Raw genomic sequence first — 25,691 nt, 5'->3', positions numbered from 1 at the left:
CGGATTGCACAGGCCACCGGCGTATCAGTTGCGCCGATAGAGCAGCGACAGATTATTGGCCGGCATTTCGACAATATCCGTGCGAGTAAAGCCGTTTTTATCCGCCAGCGCATCCATGTCCGCCACTTCGCGAATGCCCCAACGCAAATTGCGGCTTTTAAGGCTGCGGTCAAATTCGAGATTGCCCGGGGAAACCGGCGCATCGCCGCGAAAATAAGGACCGTAGAGATAGAAGTGACTGCCCTGTTCCAACAAAGCCGCTGCCTTTGCAAACAAGCCGATGGAGGCTTCCCACGGCGCGATATGGACCATGTTAATACACAGGATCGCAGCGGGCTTTTCCGTCAGCTCTGCTTCCCATGTCGGGGCCAGCGCGTCGAGTTGTATCGGGGGCAACAAGTTTTTCGCCTCTGCCCGTTCGGTCCATGCCTGAATAGAGCGGCAACATTCAGGATCAGGATCACTGGGCTGCCATATCAGGTCAGGAAATTTCTGTCCAAAATAGACAGCATGCTCACCCGTACCGCTGGCTATTTCCAATATTGTACCGCTGTCTGGCAAGATATCGCGCAACACCTCCACAATCGCATCACGGTTGCGCAGCGTTGCAGGTGCGTGTTTTTGATCCTCGGGACCAGCCTCCTCCCGCAGCCAAGGGGTCGAATCAGCCATTATCGCCCCCACCGGAATTGCGCATTGGCTATATCTAGGTTATTATTGCGGATCATGAGGAAATTATTTCACCTTGAAGAAGATAGCGCGCAGGTCAAATTTCCTCCGCCATTCGTATATATCGGCTTCTTGCTGACCGGTCTAGTGATCGACAGATGGACCGGTCCGATATGCGAATTTATGTCTGCGGCAGGCTATCTTCCATTTATTGGCATAGCCGTAATTTTAGCTGGCCTGTTTTTCATGATCGCGGGCACTAGCCGCTTTCGACAACTGGGCAATAATCTAGAGCCGTGGAAACCTACCAACCAGATCGTACGTTCCGGAATATATCGATATACACGCAACCCGATGTATCTAGGCATGGCGTTGACCTATTTGGGTCTGACGCTTGTTTTTCACAGCCCATGGGCACTGATATTGCTACCCGTGGTCATCATCGTCATTCGCACGCAGGTCATCGCCCGTGAGGAACACTATCTGGAAACGAAATTCGGCAGCGAATATCTGGACTATAAAAAGAGCGTGCGGCGCTGGGTCTAAGGCATGCGCCGCCAGATTGCGGCCAGGAAACTACCGATGACGACATGATAGACGGCAGAAATTGCGCTGGGTACCGGCGCGAGAGCCGCCTGCATCGGGGTAGCAAATTGGGCAGCAAAACCGGGCGTGGAGGCAAGACTGGAACCCAAACCGCTATTTTGCATACCCACCTCAATACTGATCGTCCGGCGCTCCGCCACACCAAAGCCCAATGACTTGGTCAGCACATAGCCCAGACCGAAACCGATTAGATGAAGCAGCAGGACCGCCAGCATTAATATACCAAAATGCTCTTCGATCAGAGCTTTGGAATTGGCGATAATCGCCCCAACGATCAAGACAACGACAATCACCGATGCCAATGGAGAGACAATTGCGATTTTTTCTGTGGTCTTGGGAAAATAGCGGTTGAGCAAAATGCCCGCAACAACAGGAATGAGTACAATGGAGACCATGTTTATGAAAAGATTCCACTGGTCAATCTCGACATATTTTCCGGCAAGAAGGCCCGTAAGCAAGGGTGTCGCAATGACAGCGACCAGCGTCGATGCCATAGTCATCATCACCGACAGCGCAACATTGGCGTTGGCCAGATAGGCCACAACATTGGATGCTGTGCCGCCGGGGCAACAGGACACAAGGATCAAGCCGACCGCCAGTCCGGTTTCCAAATTAGTCCCAATCGCAATGGCAATTCCGGCCAGCGGCATCACGGTGAATTGCAATATGACGCCAGCAGCCACGCATTTGGGAATGCGGGCAATCCGTTTAAAATCATCAAATGACAGCGTAACGCCCATGCCAAGCATGATCAGGCCCAACATGACACTGATCAACGGTTGGCCCATTGGCTTGAAGCGCCCATCCACAACCCACAGGAAATGCTCTGGCAAAATCCACGCCCAGGCTGTGCCTAGCACGGTCCACAGCGCAAACAGGTTCGTTAAGCGCTGGATCATTTTGCCCCCTCAATCAGCCTTTACTCGGCTGCTTCAGCATATTCCTCCGGTTCTTGCCAGACTAAAATCGGCTTACGCGCCGCCTGCGTTTCATCCAGCCGCCTGCGCGGCGCGAAATGCGGCGCGGTTTTCAGCAACTCGTCGCCTGCATTGGCCCGCTCCGCAACCGAACGCATCGCGCCGATAAACTGATCGATCGCTGCCTTGCTTTCGGTTTCGGTCGGCTCGACCAGCATCGCGCCATGCACCACCAACGGAAAATACATGGTCATTGGATGATAACCTTCGTCGATCAGCCCCTTGGCAAGATCAAGCGTGGTCAGGCCATTGGTGAAACGACTATCAGAAAACAGAGCTTCATGCATACAAGGACCGGACTTCGCAAAAGGCGCATCCAGCACGTCTTCCAAGCTGCGCAGGACATAATTGGCATTCAACACAGCATCCTCCGCCACCTGTTTCAGACCATCAGCGCCATGGCTGAGTATGTAGGTCAAAGCGCGGGTAAACATGCCCATCTGCCCATGAAAAGCGACCATCCGGCCAAAGCTGTTTCCATGATGCTCTTCGGCGGTTTCCTCTTCCACCAAATGGAAATGCGGGTTCGGGCCGTTTTCCTGTGTTTTCTCTACGAATGGTAATGGTGCAAAGGGTGCCAGCGCTTCGGAAAAAACAACTGGACCGGAACCCGGACCGCCACCGCCATGGGGGGTAGAGAATGTTTTGTGCAAATTAATATGCATTGCATCAATGCCCAGATCACCGGGACGCACTCTCCCGACAATCGCGTTGAAATTCGCGCCGTCACAATAGACCAGACCGCCTGCTGCATGCACGGCTTCTGAAATGGCTTTCATATCCGGCTCGAACAATCCGCAAGTATTGGGATTGGTGATCATCACGCCAGCAACATCAGGGCCCAGCCGCGCTTTCAGGGCATCCAGATCGACCCGTCCGGCTGCATTGGCGGGAATATCCTCCACCTTATAACCTGCGAACGCCGCGGTCGCTGGGTTAGTACCATGGGCGCTTTCCGGCACCAATATGACTTCACGAGCATCGCCGCGCGCTTCCAAGGCGGAACGAATAGCCAATATGCCGCAAAGCTCTCCATGAGCACCGGCTTTCGGGCTCATCGCCACAGCGGGCATGCCAGTCAGCGCCTTGAGCCATTCGGCCAACTGGTAAATCAGTTCCAACGCGCCCTGCACACTATCTACCGGCTGCAATGGATGAATGTCGGAGAAACCCTTCAGACGCGCAATTTTTTCATTGAGCCGGGGATTATGTTTCATGGTGCAGCTACCCAGCGGAAACAGGCCGACATCAATCGCATAATTTTGACGGCTCAGCCGGGTATAATGGCGAACGGTTTCGGATTCGGACAGGCCCGGAATGCCAATCGCTTCGCCGCGTTCAAGACCGCCAAGACGGCTTGCCACCGCCGGTGCTTCGGGCAAATCGACGCCGCTGCGATCCGGTGATCCGATTTCGAAAATCAAGGGCTCGTCGACCATTAGCGCGCGATTTCCCGTATGGGTTTTCAGCGCATTTTGATCTGGCACGACAATATTATCATCCTGCTTGGTCGGGCGACCTTCGTTCAACATGCTCATGCCAATTCTCCTTCCAAAGCCCTGGCCAGCATTTCGACGTCTTCATCGCTGGTCGTTTCCGTTACCGCGACAATCAGGCCGCGAGCCAATTCATCGGTATCAGGATAGAGCCGCCCCAATGATACACCGGCGAGGATTTTCTGATCCGCCAGCTTGCGAACAATGGGCCGAGTATCTTTATCAAGAATCAGCGTAAATTCGTTGAAAAAGCTACTATTCAATAAGGAAACGCCGTTGATTTTTGCCAAACGGTCGGCAGCAACAACTGCCTTTTTATGGTTCAGCATCGCTAGTTCCCGCAAACCTTTTTCGCCTAGCAATGTCATATGGGCAGTAAAGGCCAGCGCGCAAAGTCCGCTATTGGTGCAGATATTCGATGTCGCTTTTTCCCGCCGGATATGTTGTTCACGGGTGGACAGGGTCAGTACGAAACCGCGCTTGCCCTCGGCATCAACCGTTTCCCCACACAACCGCCCCGGCATCTGCCGGACATATTTCTGCTTACAACCGAACAGACCGACATAAGGCCCGCCAAATTGTAGGCCGACGCCTAGCGACTGCCCCTCACCAACAACAATGTCCGCTCCCATTTGACCGGGAGATTTAATCGCTCCCAAAGACACAGGTTCGGTCACAACAGCGATTAATAATGCCTTGTGACTATGGGCTTTTTCCGCAAGCGCAGACATATCGGTAATGCGTCCCAAAATATCGGGATATTGCACCACGACACAGCTTGTTTCATCATCTATCTGCGCTAGCAAATCTTCGCTATCGGTTATCGGCTCCAGTGTTGGCGCTTCGCTAACCAGCTGATCCTTGGTGAAACGGGCCATCGTCTTGGCCACTGAAACATAATGCGGATGCAGACCGGAAGACAGGATAGCCTTACCCCGCTTGGTGATCCGCCTCGCCATGGTGATCGCTTCCCAGCAAGCCGTGGAGCCATCATACATAGAGGCATTTGCCACATCGACACCGAACAAGCGCGCGACCTGTGTCTGGAATTCAAAGAGGGTCTGCAACGTTCCCTGGGCAATTTCTGGCTGATAAGGCGTATAAGCAGTCAGGAATTCCCCGCGTTGAATGATGTGATCAACACTGGCCGGCACGTGGTGGCGATAAGCGCCTGCCCCCAAGAAAAACGGCATATCACCAGCAGCCGAGTTATTGCGGGCCAGCTTCTTCATATGCGCTTCAACCGCCATTTCCCCGGCATGCATCGGCAAATCGCGGATCGGTCCGTCGAGTTGCACATCATTAGGCACATCGACGAAAAGGTCGTCAATGCTATCGGCACCAATGGTGGCCAGCATATCCTGCCGGTCCTGCGGGGTTAGCGGTAGATAGCGCATCATATATTCCTTTTGTCACCGCCCCCACCGATCAGCGGGGGACAGTGAATATTTTTAAAGACCGTCTACAAAGGCCTTATAGGCTTTTTCATTCATCAGATCATCGAGCTCCGACGGATCGGAGAGTGTAAGCCGGAAAAACCAGCCATCTTCTTCGGCCGAGCTATTAACCAGCGCCGGTTCGTCTTCGAGCGCTTCGTTGATTTCAATCACTGTGCCTGACACAGCGGCATAAACATCGGATGCAGCTTTTACTGATTCCACGACAGCGGCATCATCGCCCTGCTCCAGTTCGGAGCCGACCTCTGGTGTTTCCACAAAAACAATGTCACCCAGCTGTTCCTGCGCATAGTCGGTAATGCCAACCGTTGCAGTGTCGCCTTCGACATCAACCCACTCATGTTCATCAGTATAATATCGGCTCATCTTGTCGTCCTCTTCCGTTATTCCAGACTATAATTTCAGTTTGCGGTGATAATTATGTGGTACAAACGGCATGTCTGCTACAGTGCAGGCGATGGGTTTTCCGCGTTGTTCTACGATAATTTCGGTACCGGTATTGGCCAGTGCCATCGGGACATAGGCCATGGCAATAGGCTTTTGCAGCGTCGGCGAAAAACCGCCGCTTGTCACAGCGCCGATAGTCTTTCCATCCGCATCGACGACATGCGCGCCCTCGCGAATCGGTTGGCGACCATTAACGAGCAGCCCGACGCGTTTTTTCGCCGCCTTGTCAGGATATTGTGCGAGCACCGGCTGCGCTCCGGTAAAATTGGCTTCTTCACGCCGCGCTTTGGATAGGGCAAAGTTTAAATTGGCTTCTACAGGCAGCGTGTCTGCGTCCATGTCATGGCCATAGAGCGGCAATCCTGCTTCCAACCGCAAACTATCGCGTGCGCCCAGACCAATGGGCTTCACGTCGTCCAGCGCGCATAGAGCCACTGCCAACGCCTCGGCATGGTCCGCCGGTACGCTAATCTCGAACCCGTCTTCGCCGGTATAGCCGGAACGACTGATCCCTAGCGGTACCTCTCCCCATTGGAACGCGCCGCCCTCCATGAAATATAAGTTCGTCGGCGCTGTCCCGTCCGCTTGCACCGTGCTGATGGCAATCTGCGCCAAAGCGGCAGCGGCTTTGGGCCCCTGCAAGGCGAGCAGCGCGTGGTTTTCCATGTGATGAAGCGTGATATCCGAAGGCAATTGCGCCTCTAAATAGGAAATATCGCCGTGCTTGGTCGCGCCGTTCACCACCAGATAGAGATGATCGCCCATATTGGTAACCATCAGGTCATCCAATATCCCGCCATCTTGAGCCAGCAACAAAGTGTAGCGGATTTTGCCTGCGCCCAGCGCTGAAATATTCCCGGGAACAATCCCTTCCAGCGCTTCGGCTGCGCTATCACCGACCAGCTGCACTTGCCCCATATGGCTAACATCAAACAGACCGGCATGTTCGCGAGTCCACAAATGCTCGGCCATAACGCCTTCATATTGAACCGGCATTTCATAGCCCGCAAACGGCACCATGCGCGCGCCAAGGCCGCGGTGCCAGCTATCCAGCGGTAGTGTTTTCAATATTTCGTTTTTGTCATTACTCATCAAAGATTCCGTTGTGCAAAAAGGGTACAGATCACAGCAAAAGCCTGCAAAACTGCCCCCTCTGTCACGGAACCTGAGAGTTTCATGGCGCTTTATTTACGGCCATTTACCCCTTCGGTGGAGCGATACCTTCAATCAGAAGGCTCGCTCTCTTTCCAGAGTGCTTGTGATCCTGTGCGGTCCATCTGCCTGAGAGTTTCCGGGGCGGTTGCTCCTTCGGCGGTCTGAAATCCTGATAGGATCGCAAACGCTCTCCCGCACAGCATCGTGATTTATGCCTGTAAGGCGGCAATCAAAAGCAAATGGCAGCGTTACCGTCCGGGGGGCGGGAGTCAATGATTCTATGGTTGGCCCCACTCGAAAAAGTTCAGAGCGTTTCCCGTTCGGCCAATTTCCATATCGCTTCATTTTCAAAAATATGAGCGCCTGAATTTTCCTCAACCAATAAAACTGCGATGGCTGCAGCCACTTCTCTCGCATCAATCGAGCGAAAGCGTCGCAAGCCCCCGTGCAGCAGCCGGTCGAGCAATGGGCTGGCGATAATGGCGAGACTTTCGCCAAGGCGCGCTTCGCCGGGCCGCTCGCCGCGTAGTAATCCCGGACGGATGATATCGAGCCGGTCAAAGGCCAGTTCGCGCAAAAGCTGTTCCGCCTGCCCCTTGACCTTCAGGTAAAACCCCGAAGCCTCTGCATTGGCCATTGTCGAGGAAATAGTGATAAACTGCCGTGCACCTGCGGCCTTGGCCGCTTTGCCAACGACGCCAACCAGATCGCGATCTATCGCGGCAAAAGCCTCTTTCGATCCCGCCTTTTTCATGGTCGAGCCAAGACATGATACCACGCGCTGTGCCTTGATAGATGCTATAATATCGGGCCATTTCTTGGTCGGGGCGATATGCATCGTCGCGGCGCCATAGGCGGTTTCTACCGGCTTTCTCATCAACAAATGAAGATGATCATCCCGCCCATCTGCAACGAGCTTTCGCGCCAGCAAGTTGCCAACCAAACCCGTCGCGCCAACAACAAGTACCGGTTCAGTCATTTGCTTTTCCAAAAATTTCGGCATGCCGGTTGCTGGCATAGCGATCCGTCATCCCCGCCATAAAATCGGCAATATGCCGCATACGATCAGGCTCCCCGTCAGGCAGAGTTACGGCCCAGCTTTCAGGCAATAGGCTTGGTTTGTCGCGATAAGCGGCGACCAGTTCAGCAACGATAACATGCGCTTTTTCAGCTGCCTCCATCTGCTCGGAATGATAATAGAGATTGGCATACATGAATTTTTTTAGCGTACGTTCTTTCGCCGCCATATCGTGAGAAAAACCGCCGATCATCCGGTCAGCCTGACGAACATCATCGACCGACGAAATTCCAAATTCGTTGATCCGGCTCATGGTGGTTTCAATGACATCATTGACCATCATTCCGATTTGATCCCGGATCAATTCCGGTACCAACCGGTCCCGGTCAATATCAGGATAACGCGTGCAGATATCGGACCACTGCGCGGCGATAAAAGGCATCGTCAAAAGCTGGTCAATACTCAGCAATCCTGCCCGGATCCCGTCATCAATGTCGTGATTATCATAAGCAATATCGTCGGCTACCGCTGCGATCTGCGCCTCCAAAGAGGGCCAGCTATTTAGATCAAGAGGCATTGGTGCATTGGCTTCTTGCAAAGCCCATGTTGGGTCAAGCACTGGCCCGTTATGCTTCGCCAAACCCTCCAGCATTTCCCACGTCAGGTTCAGGCCATCCCAGCGGGGATAAGGCCGTTCCAATTTGGTCAATGTGCGGATCGTTTGCGCATTATGATCGAAACCGCCATAATCAGCCATCGCCTCTTCCAGCGCATCTTCGCCTGCATGGCCAAAGGGCGGGTGACCGATATCATGAGCCAGACATAACGCCTCGGTCAGATCTTCATTCAAGCCCAGCGCGCGGGCAATCGTCCGTCCAATTTGCGCTACTTCTAGACTATGGGTTAGGCGGACGCGAAAATGATCACCATCGGGCGCAACAAAAACCTGCGTCTTATGGCGCAAACGACGAAAGGATATCGAGTGGATGATCCGATCGCGATCGCGTTGGAAATCATCGCGCGGGCCCCGCACACTCCCATTGGAACCGGCGCGCCCTTCGTCATAGCGCCTGCCGCGACTCTGATGCGGGTCGCTAGCATAGCGGGCAAGACTATCCATTAGTTTAGTTTATTCACTTCCGTACCGTCATCGCTGACCCAAGCGAAAGCGTCGCCACCATTTTTGCGATATTCGGCTTCGATTTTCTTTGCGGTTTTAAAATCGTCAAAAGGCCCGATGACAAGCCGCCTTGTTTGTCCCCAAGGTGAAGTCCAACCGCTGATGCCAGCGAATAGTTCTGCGTTTTTCTTGGCAAGCCTGCGATAATCATATTTCAGGGCTTTGATATCCGAACCAGTGGCAATCTGCACCCAATAGCGTTTGGGAAATTCCGGTGGCTTGGGTTTTGGTTTGGCCTTGGCTTCCACCTTTTTGGGTTCCGCTTTTTCTTCCACTGGTTTTTCAACGGGCGGTTTTGGTTTGGCCGGAGTTATCGATGCTAAATCGACAGGAACAACCCCCGTCCTTTTCTCTGAATCAGGAATAGAAATTGATCCGATAATTTCAGACAAGGCCCGGGGAGGCGGTGCGCCACCCCCCGATCCCTCAACATTCCCGGATATTATCGGTGACGGGCCGGAACCTCCCGCTTTGGCAAGATCAAAATCAACCAGTTGCACGGGAGCGTTTAATTCTTCGTCAGTGGATTGCCCCACCGCTTTCACGTCGCCAATATTGACTTTTCTGCTCACGCTTTCCGACACCAAAGATGGGGCCGGCGCACCGATTTCGGGCGGGGACATAGCGATCTGCCGTTCGGCTTGTTCGGTAGCGCCGCCAATGGCGGTTTCAAAACCCGGTGAAGATACCGGTGCCGGCACCAATGCCGGTTTTTCAATTACGGCGGCCTTCGTCGCTATCGGATCACTTGGTCGATTGACGTTTGGCTTCACCAATGGCCTTGCGATTGCCGGAACAGGCAGCGTGTTTTGCGCCAACCGGACCGCAGTATCGGATTTAGCCAGCGATGCATTTTGCTGTTTTTTCTTTTCTTTTCGTGTTGCCCCGGGACGGCGGCGCGATGACGTATCGGGCATTGCCAGAACCTTTGGCTTTTTGGCGTCCTGTCCCAAAGGCTCACCGATTGGGATTAATCCTGCATCAGCCCCGTCACCGCCGCGCATGGCGCTTTGCGACGCGAAACGAACAGACGCGACATCAACTCCGATATTTTCACTCGCCGGAAAATGACCGAAATGCACCGCAGCGGCTTTTTGCGCCGCCGTTAGTTTCGGCATACCATCAAAAAAAGGTTTAATCGCCTTGGCCATTTGCTTGGTCATGGTTTGACGGGCAATTTTATTCGCCTCTTTCTCATCCCCATTCATTGCAAAGATAAACGCGCGATTGCGCCAAGCGTCTCGGTCACTTTTTTGTAATAGCGGGTTTAGTTTCGCTTCTGCGCCTGCGACATCCCCGCTGATCCCCAAAGACACTGCATAACGTCCAAGCAATAGATCGCTCTGCTCATAGCGCATCGCCAGCGCATAATCCTTTTGCGCATCGGCATTACGACCAATAAGATCATAAGCGAGGCCGCGATCCAAAGCGATCTCCTTCACCGATATGCCATTGGCTATCGCTTCATCAAAATAGCGAATAGCGCCAAAAGGATTTTGTTCGAGCAATAATGCCCGCGCCAGCCCAGCTTTGACACGGCCGCTACGCGGAAAAATTTCGTCCGCTCTGGCAAGAAAGCCAATGGCTGCCCGCGTATCGCCTAAGTCCAGAGCCGCTAGCCCTGCATCGGCAAGGGCCGAAGAATCAGCCGAATTGCTAGCGATACGGCGCAGCGCATCCTGCAAATTTATACTGTTAGACTGGTCGCCGCTTTGCGCCAAAACAGGGGCAGCAGTCAGGCTCACCCCTATGAAAGGTAAGCTCGCCAGAATCAGATATTTTGAGATTGTGTTCACCCGTTTATTAAACGACTAGATTCTACCGAAATCAAGCGTCCATCATGAATTGCAAGGCCAGCCGCCCCTGCCAAAAGACAAGGATCAATCGGCCCCACAATATCTATGATGAACAATTGGTCGATAATAGCTTTTTTATTGGTTATTCTGACGATTAAGGAAGCGCGGAATTTCCAGTGGATCCCGCGATTTTTCGTCATCATCGTTTTCATCGTCGGCTTTGTTTCCGCGCGTCAAGTTGGACATACGCTCGAACAAGGTGCCGCCGCCACTGGCAACGCGCGGGGCGCGATCTGCCATTTTGGGTGAAGCTTCTTCAACAGGTTGCATCGCGTCACCGCCCAGCACTAGCTCATCTTCTTCCGGTTCGTCATCACTGACCATACCGGGCGTCAAGGACGCAAATGAAGGAGCGACCACCGTGTTATCTTCCAGATCATCATCATCGGAATAGGTTGCTGTCGGGGAAGAAATTGCCGCCGATTGTGGTTCAGGAGCCTGTTCGGGTTCGACAACCATGTCTGCTTCCGATGTATCAAAGCTGTCCGCCATATCAAGCTCGGCTTCTGCCTGCGGCTCTTCCACCTTGGGCTCTGCTGGAATACTGGAAGCGAATGACGCCGCCGCCGGGGGCGGGCTGCTCATCGCAAAAGATGAACTCGGCGTAGATGTAGTCCTAGGACCATCACTGTCGATGCCGGTGGCGACAACCGACACACGGATACGACCTTCTAGATTTTCGTTAAAAGCACTACCCCAGATGATGTTGGCATCAGGATCGACCAGTTCGCGGATGTGATTAGCCGCTTCATCGACTTCCATCAGGCGCATATCTTCACCGCCCGTAATAGAGACAATCACGCCTTTCGCACCTTTCATAGACACGCCGTCGAGCAATGGGTTAGCAATAGCTTTTTCCGCCGCTTCAAGAGCACGTCCGTCACCTTCGGCTTCGCCTGTACCCATCATCGCTTGGCCCATTTCGTGCATCACGGAACGGACATCAGCAAAATCGAGGTTAATCAAACCCGGCATCACCATCAAATCGGTAATACCGCGCACACCCTGTTGCAGCACTTCGTCAGCCAGCAAAAACGCTTCTTTGAAGGTCGTATTCGGATTGGCGACGAGGAACAGATTCTGATTGGGGATGATGATTAGAGTATCGACATTTTTCTGAAGCTCTTCGATACCAGCATTGGCCGCTTTCATCCGCCGCGTACCTTCAAAGGTGAAGGGTTTGGTTACAACACCAACGGTCAGAATACCTCTGTCGCGCGCCGCCTTGGCGATAACAGGTGCTGCACCGGTACCAGTGCCGCCGCCCATGCCTGCTGCGATAAAGCACATATGCGCGCCTTCGAGCGCTTGTTCGACAAGTTCCAGTGTTTCTTCAGCCGCTGCGCGTCCAACTTCTGGACGAGAGCCAGCGCCGAGGCCCTGTGTAATTTCAGGTCCAAGCTGAATCCGGCGTTCTGCGGGAGAACTGTTGAGCGATTGGGCGTCGGTATTGCTAACGATGAAATCAACGCCTTCAACCTTTGCCGCGATCATATTTGCGATCGCGTTTCCGCCGGCTCCGCCTACGCCAATGACGGCGATACGTGGTTTCAACTCTTCCACTTCAGGTGGGCCAATATTGATGCTCATTTTACTGTCTCCCCAGACAAAAACTCGGTGTGTAATATTTGGGTAACGCTTTGCACAAATTTGAAGCGGGAATCACCCGAAAAGTTAATTTATTTCGTAAATTTTTAAAAATTGCCCTTAATGGCCGACATCAGTCGCCCAATTACAGCGGACCCAGCGTATCTGTGAACCTTTTGTCCACTCGTGGAAAGCGATCTGAGATCGACGGGTTCCTGCGCAGCATAAAGCACAAGCCCAGCCAGCCCCGCAAAGGCCGGACCGCTATGCGCTTCTGGCAAGGCGGCCAGACCCATTGGCCGTCCAATCCTTACGGTCTGACCCAGTGCCGACTGCGCATAATCCGCTATGCCTTTGAGTTCCGCACCGCCACCGGTAAGGACGACCTGTCGTCCTACAGGGCCGGTAAAGCCCAGCGCTTTGAGCGATTGGCCAATCTCACCCATGAGATGATCCAATCGTTGACGTATGACGCCGATAAGCTGCGCTTTGGTGATCCGGCCTTCCTCTTCGGATTCCGGTCCAGTCTCCTCCAGCTGCAAATCGATAGCCTCATGGTTATCGCGCGGGCTGGTTGTAGCCGAGCCATAGAAACATTTAATTCGTTCCGCCTGCGCCCGCCGCAATCCGAATGATGATGCGATATCGTCAGTAATATCAGCCGCGCCATAAGGTAGCGTATGCAGCCCCACCAACATCCCGCCAGCGAATAGCGAAACATTGGTTACTTCCGCCCCCATCTCCACAAGCGCAACGCCCAGTTCGCGCTCTTCCTTGGAAAGACAGGCTGTGCCAGCCGCAATAGGTGAAGCAATAATCGATTTGACATTGAGATGCGCGCCCCGCACGCTCATGTCGATATTCCGCACGGGCGATGCGTCGGCAAGGATCACATGGATATCCACACCGAGCCGGTCGGCATGCAGGCCCTTGGGCTTTTTCACACCGTTCAAGCCGTCCAGCGTATAGAGGGCAGGCTGGGCATGAAGCACCATCTTGCCCTGCGGGTCGATGCTATTGCGTCCGGCCTTCAGCAGGTGGTCAATATCGTCCTGTTCGATCCGGTGGCCGCCCAATTCGGTTTCCACCGCCGTCAAAATACTGGTCAGGCCGCCGGCAGAAAAACTGACCCATACATCGTCAATATTGATGCCAGCGATACGCTCTGCCTGCTCCACGGCGTCACGGACGTCCAGTTCCGTACGTTCGGTATCTGCAATATAGCCGCGCTTCACTCCCTTGCTCGCGCGCTGCCCCGTACCCAGCACAGTGATATCGCCGTTATCCATCCGGCCAGCGATCATCGCCGTGATCTTGGATGACCCGATATCCAAAGCGGTAAAAATCTTTTCTACCCGTGCTACCATTTGCCTGTTCCCCTATTTCCGTCTTCTTGTCTCATGACCCCCATTTGACAATGTTACTTCAGCCTTCTGGTTCTGTTGCCGGTTTTGGCGGCATCCGCAAATAAGCTCGCTCTGAATCGCGCAGATCAAAATGGACCACACCGCGTCCGAGCAACCGGTTAACACCGTCCATCCGTGCAAAGTTCAGCAAGGCCGCCGCCGCAGTATCTTCGCCTTCAGGCAGCGCCAGCGTTTCACCGCTGTCAAACTCCAAATCCCAGCGCCGGTTACCGATCCAGGTCGCACCCGTCACCATCGGACTAAGCGCGGGAGCGACGTTTAACAATTTGGTCAACTGCGGTACTCGTTCATTGGCCTTCGCGCCTACGATGACGGGTAGATCGGGAATTTCTTCTTTCTGGATTTGCTCCAGAGGATATCCGGTATTGTCGATGAGTGATAATTTACCATCCTGTTGCCAGACGGCTGCGGGTTCGCGTTCAATAATCTCGACCACCAAAGTATCGGGCAAGCGCCGCGAAATACGAGCATCTTTGATCCAGCCATTGCCCATTAAATCGTCACGGACCTGATCAATATCGACCAGCATCATCGAGCGATCTTTTTGCGCCAGCGTGATTTCATAGACTTTCAGTTCGTCAATCCGGTTCACGCCCGTTACTTCCACCCGCTTCACTTCAAACCCAGCATTGCCGACCAATGTCGCAAACTGGCTGCTCACCCGTTCGGTAATGCCCGTATAATGCGCGACGCTGTAGGCACCCAGCACAAATACGCCAACCAAACCCCATGTCAGGCCTTTTTGGATTTGTTCTTCGTTAATCGGCATGGCCCGCAATATTTTGTCAAATATCGAAATTTCACGCACTTTGGCCCGGCCGACAATACGCGGCTTGCTCTTCGGCTTTTTATTTGTCCGTCTGATCGATGCTGTTGTCATCGCATTGTCCTCTTCATAGGGCTTCCCTCACGATCAACTCGACCAATTCTTCGTAGCTAATGCCCATCTGCTTGGCTTGTTCCGGCACAAGGCTGAGCGGTGTCATGCCGGGCTGGGTATTGGTTTCAAGAACGAATATCCCGTCCGCCCCCAATTCATCATCCCAGCGAAAATCGGTGCGCGAGGTGCCTTTACATCCCAATATCTGATGCGCCCGCAACGCATAGTCGAGACAGAGCTTTTCAATATCCGCCGGAATTTGCGCAGGGCAAATATGTTCGGTCAGACCTTCTGTATATTTCGCTTCATAATCATAGAAACCAGCTTTGGTTTTTAGCTCAGTCACGCACAAAGCCTTGCCGCCGACAACAGCGGTGGTCAACTCCCGGCCTTTGATGAAAGGCTCAGCTAGCAGTTCGTCAAATTCCTGCCAAGGGCCGGTTACATCCCGGCCAATTGGATTGCCATAATTGCCCTGATCCGTGACAATAGCCACGCCGACAGAAGATCCCTCGTTTACCGGTTTCAAAACATAAGGACGCGGCAATGGATCGGCTTCAAAAATATCGGAGCTTCTGACCATTTTGCCCACGGGCATCGGAATACCGGCGGGGACCAGTTGCTGCTTGGTTAGCTGTTTGTCGATCGCAATGACCGAGGTGACCAACCCACTATGGGTATAAGGAATTTGCATCAGGTCGAGCATGCCCTGCACCGTGCCGTCTTCGCCTGGGCAGCCGTGCAGCGCGTTGAACACGACATCCGGTCTGACACCATCCAGCACCATCGCCAAATTGCGATCCATATCGATACGGGTCACCTTATTGCCATTTTTTTCCAGCGCATCGGCCACACCATTGCCGCTCATGAGCGACACTTCGCGCTCGGCGGACCATCCGCCCATCAATACCGCTACGTGAAGCTTGTCCGTCATATTTCATCTCCCACGCGCTGTATTTCCCAGTGTAGCTCTACACCGCTATGTTCTTTGACCCGCCGACGCACTTCGTCGCCCAAGGCTTCAATATCAGCCGACGTCGCACCTCCGAGATTGAGCAGAAAATTGCAATGCTTCTCCGAAACCTGTGCCTGCCCCATTGTCAAGCCGCGGCAACCAGCTTCATCGACCAACTGCCATGCCTTGTGCCCATCGGGGTTTTTGAAAGTCGATCCGCCGGTTTTTGTCCGCAATGGCTGGGAAGCTTCGCGCTCGTCCGCGATGCGCTTCATTTCTGCCGTGATCGTCTCTTTATCACCGGGCGTTCCGCGCAGGGTCGCGCCGATAACTATGGCATCTTCGGGCAGGTCTGAATGGCGATAGCTATAGCCCATATCGTCAAGAGAAATAGTCTGGAGGCTGCCGTCGCGCATCACGACGTCCGCGCTTACCAATATGTCGCACATCTCGCGGCCATAGGCCCCCGCATTCATTCTGACCGCGCCGCCCACTGTACCGGGGATGCCGCGTAAAAACTCAGTTCCCGCAAGCGCATTGTCGCGCGCGAAGCTGGCCGCCGAAATGCCGGGGGCGCCCGCGCCGCAGACGATCATTTCCGGATCATCACTATGCAATTCAATACCGGCAAAAGCCTTGCCCAAACGAATGATTACACCCTCCTTGCCGCCATCACGGATAATCAGGTTAGAACCCAGACCCAAGGGCCAGACAATCATATCCGCCGACAGGCTGCGTAGAAAATTCTGAAGATCGCTAATATCTTTGGGTTCAAACAGCCATTGCGCCGAACCGCCAGTTTTGAACCAGACCAAAGGAGCTAGCGGCGCATCAGCGGTCAGCTTGCCCCGCGTTTCAGGAAGAGTCACCGCCGCAGTCATGCCCGCGCAGCCTTTATACCATCCGCCAAACCAGCGGCCCATTTGGTTATATCGCCTGCGCCCAGACAGACGATCATATCTTTATCTTGCACTTCTTTGGCAAGCCGCTGGATCAAATCCGCTTCGTCGGCGACGGTTTCGGCGAGCCGGTGGCCACGGTTTTTCAAACCGGTAGCCAGCGCTTCGCTATCCACACCCTCGATCGGGTCTTCGCCCGCCACATAGACAGGCGTGACATAGACAATGTCGGCGTCATTAAATGCTTGCTGAAATTCTTCCATATGGTCGCGCAAACGTGTGAAGCGATGGGGTTGGACCACTGCAATCACCCGTCCCCCGGCACCTTCACGCGCGGCAGATAATACCGCACGAATTTCAACGGGATGATGGCCGTAATCATCGATGACAATCGCCCCATCTACCTCACCCACTTTGGTAAAGCGTCGTTTGACACCGCCAAAATGGTCAAAACCATTGGCAATTTGTTCATCCGTCATGCCCATTTCCAGACCAACCGCAATAGCGGCAATAGCGTTCTGGACATTATGCCTTCCGGGCATCGGCAGCTCGATACCTTCAATAGTGTGCGTTTCCCCGTCGCGGTCACGGACCACCACATCAAAACGGTTGCCGCCCGCGATCGGCGTCACATTGATACCTTTCACATCAGCTTGCGCTGAAAAACCATAGGTGATCAAGCGCCGGTCACGGATGCGCGGTAATATGGCTTGCACTTCAGGATGATCGAGACACAATATCGCAGCGCCATAAAAGGGCACGTTTTCGATAAATTCGACAAAGCTATCTTTGATTTTGTCAAAGCTGCCATAATGATCAAGATGTTCCGGATCGATATTGGTAACGACCGCAATCGTACCATCTAGCCGTAAGAAGCTGCCGTCGCTTTCGTCAGCCTCTACGACCATCCATTCGCTGTCACCCAGCCGTGCATTGGACCCGTAATTATTGATGATACCGCCATTGATAACGGTCGGATCAATACCGCCTGCATCCAGCATCGCCGCAACCATGGATGTAGTGGTCGTCTTGCCGTGCGTACCGGCAATCGCGATGGTGCTTTTCAGCCGCATCAGTTCCGCCAGCATTTCAGCGCGCCGGACCAGGGGGATGCGGTCTTCCAAGGCTTTTTCAACTTCAGGGTTACCGCGCTTCACTGCGGTTGATGTAACGACCACGGCAGTGCCGATAACATTTTCAGCCTTTTGGCCGATCATCACTTCTATGCCCCTGGCACGCAGGCCGTCGACAATATAACTTTCCGCCAAGTCAGAGCCTTGCACCTTATAGCCCATATTATGCATGACTTCGGCAATGCCGGACATTCCGATCCCGCCTATGCCAACAAAATGGATCGTGCCAATATCTGTGCCTACGCCCTTCATTATATGCTTTCTTTCGCCAGCGCTGGACGTTGATTTGTCGCCTGCTGGGGTTTTTCGGATTTCACTTTCAGTGTCTTGGACAAAGGCGAAGTTCCTATACTTTCGACTAGATCTGCCAGATCAATAACCGCATCGGGACGTCCGCATTTGCGGGCAAAACGGGCTGCATTTTGCAGCGCATCAGGGCCAAGCGCTATTTTCTGTATTTGTTTAGCCAGTTCCTTGGGGGTGAATTGCGGCTGCGCAATGGCGCGCGCTCCACCGGTAGCAACCATTTCGCGGACATTCTGTGTCTGATGATCATCTGTCGCGATAGGCAGCGGAATGAGTATTGCGGGACGCCCCGCCGTGGTTAGCTCTGCAATCGTCGAGGCCCCTGCCCGCCCGATCACCAAATGAGCCCAGCCTAGCCGCTGCGGCAGATCTGGCAAATAAGTGGCTAGTTCGGCCGGAATATCATGTTCGGCATATTTTTCCCGTACCCGCTCGATATCCTGTTCGCGGCATTGCTGGGTCACTTGCATCCGGCGGCGCAAATGCATGGGGAGCATCGCAAGACCATCAGGAACTACATCAGACAGAATCGTTGCGCCCTGACTACCGCCCGTCACCAATACGCGGAAAATACCTTCTTCGGTCAGCGGCGGATAGGGTTCGTCCCGCAACGCAATAACTTCTTCGCGCACAGGGTTGCCAACCAGATGCACTTTTTCGAGATATTTCGGTTTCAGCTTCAGTATGTCGGGATAGGATGTCGCAATCGCATTGACCGAACGTGCGGCCAGCCTGTTGACCCGGCCCAGCACGGCATTTTGTTCGTGAATAATGGACGGGATATTTTTCCGGCTCGCGGCCAGCAAGGCTGGAAAAGCAGGATAACCACCAAAGCCAATAACCGCCGATGGCTGAAACGTATCATAGAGCTGCATCGCCATATTGCGGCCCTTCATAATCGCGCGCGCGCCAGAGAGCCATCCGCGCGGATCTTTTGTAATCCGACCCGCAGGTAGAACATGCACCTGAGCATCGTCGACCATGCCGGGAATTTTCTCCCCGCGTGCATCGGTGATCAGGGCTACACGGTGGCCGCGCTGGACCAATTCCTGCGCCAACGCATAGGCCGGGATCATATGACCGCCGGTACCGCCGGCGGCCAAGACATAATGTTTTGTAAAGCTCATGTGGTCACCATCCCGTTTGTGACATAAAGTGAGCCATCTAAATAGGGGTTTCTGCGCGTAAAGGCTAGCAAGAGTCCGACGCCAATCGATAAAGCCAATATGGACGACCCACCATAGCTGATAAATGGCAGCGTCATGCCCTTGGATGGAAAAAGCTGCAGGTTCACCGCCATGTTGATCAGCGCCTGCCCACCAAATTGCGCGGCCAGCCCCGCAACAGCGAGAATGATGAAATTATCTTCCTCATCTAGCAGGCGCAAAAACACACGCACTATGATAGCGAGATAGACTAGAGCAATCGCGGCGCAGGCAAGCAAACCGAATTCCTCCCCAATGACTGAAAATATATAATCGGTATGGGCCTCAGGCAGTTTGAACTTTTCAACGCCCAGCCCGGGACCAGTGCCCAGCAAACCGCCGCCGGTTAGCGCCTTATAGGCCAACATCACCTGGTCAAATTCTTCCCCGCCAAACAACCACTCGTTAATCCGTTGCGTCGCCACAGGATAAAAGAAATAGGCAGCGACCAGACCGCCGACGCCCAGAATGATCATGGCAGCAATCAATCGGGCCGACAGGCCGGAAATCATCATCAGCACAAACCAGATGCCGCAAAACATGATGGTCTCGCCCAAATTTGGCTGCATCATGAGCAACAGTGCAATAATTCCGGTGAGCAAGAAGGATACCGACACCACAGGCAAAGAGGGATCCTTAACCCGCAGCGACAACAACCACGCTAGCGCGACGGCGTAAAAGGGTTTCAAAAACTCCCCCGGCTGGATTGTCGCAAACCCATAGCCTATCCAACGCTGGGCGCCGTTGACCGACTTGCCCAAAATCGGGACCAAAAAGAGCAGTGAAAAAGCCACAACCGCCGCGATGAGCGCAAAACGCCGGGCCTGTTCCTTAGGCAGCATCGACACCACCAGCATGATCGGAATACCGGCAATAACCCATCCGAGCTGCCGATAGAAATAATATAGCGGGTCAACCGTTACAGCCGCCGTGCTATGTTTCAATGCTGTAACCGGTGAAGCGGCAGCGACAGCGATTAGACCGATCGCAATCAGGGTGAGCATCAATGCTAACAGCACCCGATCCAATTCCCAGAACCAAATTGCCAGCGGTGACCGGTCACTGCGCCCCAAACGCGATTCCAGTTGAAAACGCTTTTTCTTTAAACCCGCCGCAATTTCAGGCAGTGCGCTCTGCGAAGGCGTACCATCGGTCATATTAACCGCCCCCCTGATGCGGCCCCGATCAGCTTATTTTCGATGACACTATCGACCGCACAGCGAAAACAATCGCCCCGTGCTTCAAAATCCTTGAACTGATCGAACGACGCACAGGCAGGCGACAATAAGACCACCTCGCCCGGTTTGGCATTTGCGGCGGCATGTTGCACGGCCGTCAACATCATCTCGCAGGGATCCACAGGCATATGGGGTGCCAGCAATTTGCCAAATAACGGACCGGCATCACCAATTGTATAAGCCTTTACGACATTGCCATAATAGGGTTCACATTCGGTCAGTTCATTGCTTTTGGGCAACCCGCCTACAATCCAGTGGATCTTGGGATAGGCGCCGAGCGCCGGACCGGTTGACGCGGAGTTGGTGGCCTTGCTGTCATTTACAAACAGCACACCAGCGGATTCGGCTACACGTTCCATCCGGTGCGGCAGGCCTTTGAAGCTTTTAAGCGCGGGACGCCATTGTCGCTCGCGCAGGCCCAAGGCCTCGGCAGCGGCCACGGCGGCGATCGCATTTTGCATATTATGCGGCCCCTGAAGCGATGGCCAGTCGGCCTGCCCGTCCAGGATCATCCCGCTCGTATCCACGAAATTTTCTACCCGGCCTTCTGCGCGAATTAACTGCAAGGCGAGTTGAGTCTTTTCATCATCGCTGCCAAAAATCGCGACATGATCAGAACCCATCATGTCGAACAGGCGCACTTTGGATGCGGCATAAGCATCAAAACCGTCATAGCGATCCAGATGGTCCGGACTGATATTGAGCAGCATCGCGACATCGCAATCCAAACTGGTGGTAAGGTCGATCTGATAGCTCGAAAGCTCCAGCACATAGACGCCGCCAGCCGCCAATGGCTTTTGCGACAGTATCGGCACGCCGATATTACCGCCCATATGGGTTGGCAGGCCTGAACTTTGGATGATGTGGTGAACCAACGCAGTCGTCGTGGATTTGCCATTGGTTCCGGTAATTCCCACCACACGATGCGGCGGCAAAGACCGCCGCGCTTGTGAGAAGAGTTCTATATCACCGATTATCGGCACGCCGTCATCCGAGGCTTTGTCCCGAATGGGATGGGTGTTGAGCGGGACGCCCGGTGATACGATGATCGCGTCATAATCGCTGAGGTCGGTTTCCAGCGGGTCAGCGATAATCGCCTTTGCATCGGCTTCCTTGCGCAAATCTTCTCGCGAATCCCACGCTAATATTTTTGCGCCGCTTGCGTGCAATGCGTCCAGCGTCGCCATGCCAGACCGCGCCAAGCCCAATATGGCATAGCTTTTATTGGCAAAGGCGGAAGATCGGATCATCTCAGCTTGAGCGTCGCCAGACCAGCCAAGGCCAGAACCAGACTGATAATCCAGAAGCGGATCACAACCGTTGATTCAGACCAGCCGAGCTGTTCAAAATGGTGATGGATCGGAGCCATACGGAAAACCCGCTTGCCGGTGCGTTTAAAAAAGAAGACCTGCACGATCACAGATACCGCCTCCAACACAAATAGTCCGCCGACAATGGCGAGAACGATTTCATGGTGAATCGAAACGGCGATAGCGCCCAATGCACCGCCCAGTGCAAGACTACCCGTATCGCCCATGAACACAGCGGCGGGGGGCGAGTTAAACCAGAGGAATGCCAGACAGGCCCCTATGATACCGGCGCAGAAAATTGCCAATTCGCCTGCACCCGGTACGAATGGTATGCCCAGATATCCCGAGAATACCGCGTTGCCGGAAAGATAGACGAGGATCAGGAAGGTCGCGCTGGCGATAACCACGGGCATAGTCGCAAGACCGTCCAGGCCGTCGGTTAAATTGACCGCATTCCCAGAACCGACAATGACGAACATAGCAAACGGGAAGTATAATATACCCAGATTAATCTGCACATTATTGAAAAACGGGACATAAAGGCTCGTACCGACCTGTTGAACAATGACCCATGTAGCAAAGCCGGCAATCGCAAATTCCATTAACAATCTGACCCGCCCCGGAATACCTTTATGGCTCGCTTTGCTGACTTTATCATAGTCATCCATAAAGCCAATCGCACCGAAACCAAGTGTCACAAAGATACAGGCCCATACGAAAATATTGGACAAGTCCATCCATAGAAGCACCGAAATAACGAGTGATATCAATATCATCAAGCCGCCCATTGTCGGCGTTCCTGCTTTTTTCAAATGGGTAATCGGACCATCTTCACGAATGGGCTGCCCTTTGCCTTGACGCATGCGCAGCATGTTGATGAACCTTGGTCCGATCATCATGCCGATAAACAAAGCGGTTGCAATTGCTGCCCCCGAACGGAAACTCAAATAACGAAAAACGTTAAACACGCCTTCAAATTCAAGCCATTGCGCTAATAGGTAAAACATTAATACTCCCCACTCACCAATGCCGAAACGACCTTGGCAAGCCCCAGATAATTGGATCCCTTAATCAGAAGGATGTCTTCGTTACTGATTTTCCTTGCGACTTCGGCCAGCGCTTCCAAAGAGCCCGCGACATGTGATATTTCGGGAGTGTGTTCAAGTTTTTCCGAAAGCATTTTTGCCAATTGGGCCGATGTATAAGCAATTTCACCGCCAATCAATATGACAATCTGGGCGCCAGAAGCAATTATGTCGGCCGCCAATGCTTCATGATAATATTGCGCCTTGTCACCCAGTTCACCCATCGCGCCCAGCAGAAGCATTTTCTTACCGCTAGTATTCTCGCTGGCCAACTGGCTCAACGTTGCTTTCATCGAGACCGGATTGGCGTTGTAACTCTCGTCAATCAGCAGCGCCTGACCGCCCTGCTTCAATCCGATTTGATGCCGTTTTCCGCGACCATCCAACCCTTCGAGTTCAGCGAGCGCCAATCCGGCCGAGGCCAGATCGCCATCGACCGCACGGACAGCGGCCAAAATTGCCAAGGCGTTAGACACCCAATGCTGTCCGGGCGTGGAAATCGTGAAACACAGACTGCGGTCGCCAAGCTTGGCCGTTACCAATGATCCACCGCCTTGCGCGGGAACAACATCCATTGTCCGCACATCCGCTGCCTCGTTAAAGCCGAAGCTGATAATATTTTTTGTGTAGCGCGACGCCGCCTTGCGCAGCCGGTCATAGTGCGGGCTATCAATCGGGATGATCGCAGTGCCGTCTTTTGTCAGCCCCCGAAAAATCTCTGCCTTGGCGTCCGCTATTTCTTCCTCTCCGGAAAAATGCCCGACATGCGCGGGGGCAATGGCGGTGACAATCGCTACATCGGGACGGACCAAGTGGGTGAGCTGGGCCAGTTCGCCGGGGTGGTTCATGCCCATTTCAAAGATGCCATATTGGCAATCGGCTGGCATACGCGACAGGCTCAATGGGACACCGACATGGTTATTATAGCTTTTCACCGAGCGATGCGCTTTGCCCATGGAAGACCGGTTTAAAGCTGCAAAAAGCGCTTCCTTTGTGCCGGTTTTTCCAACCGATCCTGTGACACCAATAATTTTCGCACTGCTGCGTGCCCGCGATGCAATGGCGAGTTGGTTCAATGCTTTGGTCGTATCGGATACCAATATATGCGGGCCATCGACCGGCTGACTGACAATCGCGCCAGCTGCGCCAGCGGCATAGATGGTATCGACATAAAGATGCCCGTCACTCTGTTCGCCTTTCATGGCAAAGAAAAGGTCGCCCGGGCCGATCTCACGCGAATCAAATGCGACGCCGTTTACTTCAAACTCTGCACTGGCCTTGCCCTGTACGGCTTGCGCAATGGCGGGCGATGTCCATAAAGCGGTCATTAAACGGCCTCCCCATCCGGCATGGCGCTGGCTTCGCGTGTACATTCCCTTGCGACTTCAACGTCATCAAATGGAATAATCCGGTCGCCGACAATCTGGCCTTGCTCGTGGCCCTTGCCCGCCAGCAGGATGATGTCATCCGTACCCGCCAATTTGATGCCATAAGCGATGGCTGCGCGGCGGTCGCCAACTTCTTCCGCGCCCTGCCCTCCTGCCAATATATCGGCGCGAATGGCGGCAGCATCTTCGCTGCGCGGATTATCATCCGTTACAATCGCAATATCGGATAGTTCCACGGCTACTTTTCCCATCTCGGGGCGTTTGCCTTTGTCCCGGTCCCCGCCTGCACCAAAAATGGTAATCAGCTTGCCTTTGACATGCGGGCGCAGCGCATCAATGGCCGCGCGCAAGCCGTCGGGCGTGTGAGCATAGTCAACATAGACCGGCGCGCCCGCTTTGGTGATGACCGCACGTTCCAGACGGCCACGAACCGGTTGCAAACGTTGCAGATGATCGAACACATCGCCAATCACGCCGCCGGTTGCCAATATCACTCCAGCGGCACAAAGGACGTTAGCGGCCTGATAGGCCCCGATTAACGGCAAGGAAATGCGGTGCGTATTGCCCTGCGCCTCAACCATCAACACCTGACCCAATTGGGTCGGCGTGCGTGATAACAGGCGCAAGGATGTTCCCTTTTCGCCAACGGTAAAAATATTTAACCCGCGATCCGTGGCGCGTTTGATGACCGCATCAGACCATATATCATCAGCCCAGATAACCGCTGTACCCGATGGATCGACAACTTCATCAAATAGCCGCATCTTAGATTCGAAATAGCTGTCCATATCACCATGATAATCAAGATGGTCGCGGCTGAGATTAGTAAACACACCCACCTGAACCGGCAATCCCTCTGTGCGGTATTGGGAAAGTCCGTGGCTGGATGCTTCAAATATCGCGTGAGTGACCCCTTCACGGGCAAGGCCAGACATGTTGGACAGGAAGGTCACAATATCGGGCGTCGTCAAACCGGTTTTGATCTGCTCGCTCGCCGTAGTGACGCCCAATGTCCCGATAGACGCACTGTTCAGGCCCGCCATCCGCCATAATTGGCGGGTCAGTTCAGCAGTGGATGTCTTGCCATTCGTGCCGGTGACCGCGGCGACATAGGGCGGTGTGGGGGTGAAATAGCGCGCGGCCATTATCGCAAATAAACGCCGCGGTTCTTTATCCGCTATATGGACAACTCCATCGACCTCTGCCTCGGGCCGCGCGACAACCGCTATCGCTCCGGCAGCTATGGCATCTTCGATAAAATCCTCACCATTTACATTCGCGCCCTGAAATGCGCCGAATATATTACCGGGTGCAATTTTCCGATTATCAATAGCAAAGCCGGTGACGTAGCTTTCGCCTGCTTCGCTTTCCAGAACCGCATCGCTTAATCCGGCAATAAGGGCGCTTAATTTCATCG

The 25,691-nt window shown here is 53.8% G+C and carries 22 protein-coding genes and 1 riboswitch; of the genes, 1 reads left to right on the top strand and 21 read right to left on the bottom strand.

The window, feature by feature from the left end:
* Positions 1-24: 24 nt before the first annotated feature.
* Positions 25-672: a DUF938 domain-containing protein gene (locus tag V7676_RS01385; protein WP_335657867.1), complete on the bottom strand. Its 648-nt coding sequence runs from the start codon at positions 670-672 to the stop codon at positions 25-27.
* A 54-nt stretch (positions 673-726) separates the two neighbouring features.
* Here V7676_RS01385 and V7676_RS01380 point away from each other — a divergent pair, with 54 nt between their 5' ends.
* A complete protein-coding gene (locus V7676_RS01380) occupies positions 727-1,215 on the top strand; it encodes a methyltransferase family protein (RefSeq protein WP_335657866.1) in 489 nt (162 codons plus the stop codon).
* Here the strand turns inward: V7676_RS01380 and V7676_RS01375 are convergent.
* From V7676_RS01375 to V7676_RS01280, 20 genes are all read right to left on the bottom strand, one after another.
* On the bottom strand, positions 1,212-2,174 hold the full coding sequence (locus V7676_RS01375) for a bile acid:sodium symporter family protein (RefSeq protein ID WP_335657865.1): 963 nt from the start codon (positions 2,172-2,174) through the stop codon (positions 1,212-1,214). The genes V7676_RS01380 and V7676_RS01375 overlap by 4 nt on opposite strands.
* A 20-nt stretch (positions 2,175-2,194) precedes the next feature.
* Complete coding sequence (gcvPB, locus tag V7676_RS01370) at positions 2,195-3,790, bottom strand: aminomethyl-transferring glycine dehydrogenase subunit GcvPB (RefSeq protein WP_335657864.1); 1,596 nt, start codon at positions 3,788-3,790, stop codon at positions 2,195-2,197.
* Positions 3,787-5,145, bottom strand: coding sequence for an aminomethyl-transferring glycine dehydrogenase subunit GcvPA (gene gcvPA, locus V7676_RS01365; RefSeq protein ID WP_335658879.1), 1,359 nt, complete (start codon positions 5,143-5,145; stop codon positions 3,787-3,789). The genes gcvPB and gcvPA overlap by 4 nt, the downstream gene beginning before the upstream one ends.
* A gap of 54 nt (positions 5,146-5,199) precedes the next feature.
* On the bottom strand, positions 5,200-5,571 hold the full coding sequence (gene gcvH, locus V7676_RS01360) for a glycine cleavage system protein GcvH (RefSeq protein WP_335657863.1): 372 nt from the start codon (positions 5,569-5,571) through the stop codon (positions 5,200-5,202).
* A 27-nt stretch (positions 5,572-5,598) separates the two neighbouring features.
* Entirely contained in the window at positions 5,599-6,744 is a 1,146-nt protein-coding gene (gene gcvT / locus V7676_RS01355; protein ID WP_335657862.1) for a glycine cleavage system aminomethyltransferase GcvT, read from the bottom strand.
* A 167-nt stretch (positions 6,745-6,911) separates the two neighbouring features.
* Positions 6,912-7,012: riboswitch (glycine riboswitch) on the bottom strand.
* A gap of 99 nt (positions 7,013-7,111) precedes the next feature.
* Positions 7,112-7,786, bottom strand: coding sequence for an NAD(P)H-binding protein (locus tag V7676_RS01350; RefSeq protein ID WP_335657861.1), 675 nt, complete (start codon positions 7,784-7,786; stop codon positions 7,112-7,114).
* Positions 7,779-8,945 carry a deoxyguanosinetriphosphate triphosphohydrolase gene (locus tag V7676_RS01345; protein ID WP_335657860.1) on the bottom strand — a complete coding sequence of 389 codons (1,167 nt, stop codon included), beginning with the start codon at positions 8,943-8,945 and terminating at the stop codon, positions 7,779-7,781. Before V7676_RS01345 ends, V7676_RS01350 begins: the two co-directional genes overlap by 8 nt.
* Positions 8,945-10,750 (bottom strand): SPOR domain-containing protein, encoded by a 1,806-nt coding sequence (locus V7676_RS01340; RefSeq protein WP_335657859.1) that lies wholly within the window; start codon positions 10,748-10,750, stop codon positions 8,945-8,947. The genes V7676_RS01345 and V7676_RS01340 overlap by 1 nt, the downstream gene beginning before the upstream one ends.
* 186 nt (positions 10,751-10,936) lie before the next feature.
* Positions 10,937-12,451, bottom strand: a complete 1,515-nt coding sequence (ftsZ, locus tag V7676_RS01335) for a cell division protein FtsZ (RefSeq protein WP_335657858.1) — start codon at positions 12,449-12,451, stop codon at positions 10,937-10,939.
* A 104-nt stretch (positions 12,452-12,555) separates the two neighbouring features.
* Positions 12,556-13,815, bottom strand: a complete 1,260-nt coding sequence (gene ftsA / locus V7676_RS01330; protein WP_335657857.1) for a cell division protein FtsA — start codon at positions 13,813-13,815, stop codon at positions 12,556-12,558.
* A 58-nt stretch (positions 13,816-13,873) separates the two neighbouring features.
* Positions 13,874-14,755 carry a cell division protein FtsQ/DivIB gene (locus tag V7676_RS01325; RefSeq protein ID WP_335657856.1) on the bottom strand — a complete coding sequence of 294 codons (882 nt, stop codon included), beginning with the start codon at positions 14,753-14,755 and terminating at the stop codon, positions 13,874-13,876.
* A 13-nt stretch (positions 14,756-14,768) separates the two neighbouring features.
* Positions 14,769-15,689 carry a D-alanine--D-alanine ligase gene (locus V7676_RS01320; RefSeq protein ID WP_335657855.1) on the bottom strand — a complete coding sequence of 307 codons (921 nt, stop codon included), beginning with the start codon at positions 15,687-15,689 and terminating at the stop codon, positions 14,769-14,771.
* Positions 15,686-16,591 carry a UDP-N-acetylmuramate dehydrogenase gene (gene murB, locus V7676_RS01315; RefSeq protein ID WP_335658878.1) on the bottom strand — a complete coding sequence of 302 codons (906 nt, stop codon included), beginning with the start codon at positions 16,589-16,591 and terminating at the stop codon, positions 15,686-15,688. Before murB ends, V7676_RS01320 begins: the two co-directional genes overlap by 4 nt.
* Positions 16,588-17,994 (bottom strand): UDP-N-acetylmuramate--L-alanine ligase, encoded by a 1,407-nt coding sequence (murC, locus tag V7676_RS01310; RefSeq protein WP_335657854.1) that lies wholly within the window; start codon positions 17,992-17,994, stop codon positions 16,588-16,590. The genes murB and murC overlap by 4 nt, the downstream gene beginning before the upstream one ends.
* Positions 17,994-19,175 carry an undecaprenyldiphospho-muramoylpentapeptide beta-N-acetylglucosaminyltransferase gene (gene murG / locus V7676_RS01305; protein ID WP_335657853.1) on the bottom strand — a complete coding sequence of 394 codons (1,182 nt, stop codon included), beginning with the start codon at positions 19,173-19,175 and terminating at the stop codon, positions 17,994-17,996. The genes murC and murG overlap by 1 nt, the downstream gene beginning before the upstream one ends.
* The gene (locus V7676_RS01300; protein WP_335657852.1) at positions 19,172-20,410 is read right to left on the bottom strand and encodes an FtsW/RodA/SpoVE family cell cycle protein; all 1,239 of its coding nucleotides are present in this window, start codon (positions 20,408-20,410) and stop codon (positions 19,172-19,174) included. The genes murG and V7676_RS01300 overlap by 4 nt, the downstream gene beginning before the upstream one ends.
* Positions 20,407-21,741: a UDP-N-acetylmuramoyl-L-alanine--D-glutamate ligase gene (murD, locus tag V7676_RS01295; RefSeq protein ID WP_335657851.1), complete on the bottom strand. Its 1,335-nt coding sequence runs from the start codon at positions 21,739-21,741 to the stop codon at positions 20,407-20,409. The genes V7676_RS01300 and murD overlap by 4 nt, the downstream gene beginning before the upstream one ends.
* Positions 21,738-22,808, bottom strand: a complete 1,071-nt coding sequence (mraY, locus tag V7676_RS01290) for a phospho-N-acetylmuramoyl-pentapeptide-transferase (RefSeq protein ID WP_335657850.1) — start codon at positions 22,806-22,808, stop codon at positions 21,738-21,740. Before mraY ends, murD begins: the two co-directional genes overlap by 4 nt.
* On the bottom strand, positions 22,808-24,214 hold the full coding sequence (locus tag V7676_RS01285; RefSeq protein WP_335657849.1) for a UDP-N-acetylmuramoyl-tripeptide--D-alanyl-D-alanine ligase: 1,407 nt from the start codon (positions 24,212-24,214) through the stop codon (positions 22,808-22,810). The genes mraY and V7676_RS01285 overlap by 1 nt, the downstream gene beginning before the upstream one ends.
* Positions 24,214-25,689 (bottom strand): UDP-N-acetylmuramoyl-L-alanyl-D-glutamate--2,6-diaminopimelate ligase, encoded by a 1,476-nt coding sequence (locus V7676_RS01280; protein WP_335657848.1) that lies wholly within the window; start codon positions 25,687-25,689, stop codon positions 24,214-24,216. The genes V7676_RS01285 and V7676_RS01280 overlap by 1 nt, the downstream gene beginning before the upstream one ends.
* Positions 25,690-25,691 lie beyond the last annotated feature (2 nt).

Origin of the sequence: Parasphingorhabdus sp., assembly GCF_036963805.1 — a bacterium.
Lineage (GTDB): Bacteria > Pseudomonadota > Alphaproteobacteria > Sphingomonadales > Sphingomonadaceae > Parasphingorhabdus.
Note: the sequence above shows the minus strand (reverse complement) of the source record. Positions and strands in the feature narration are given on the sequence as shown.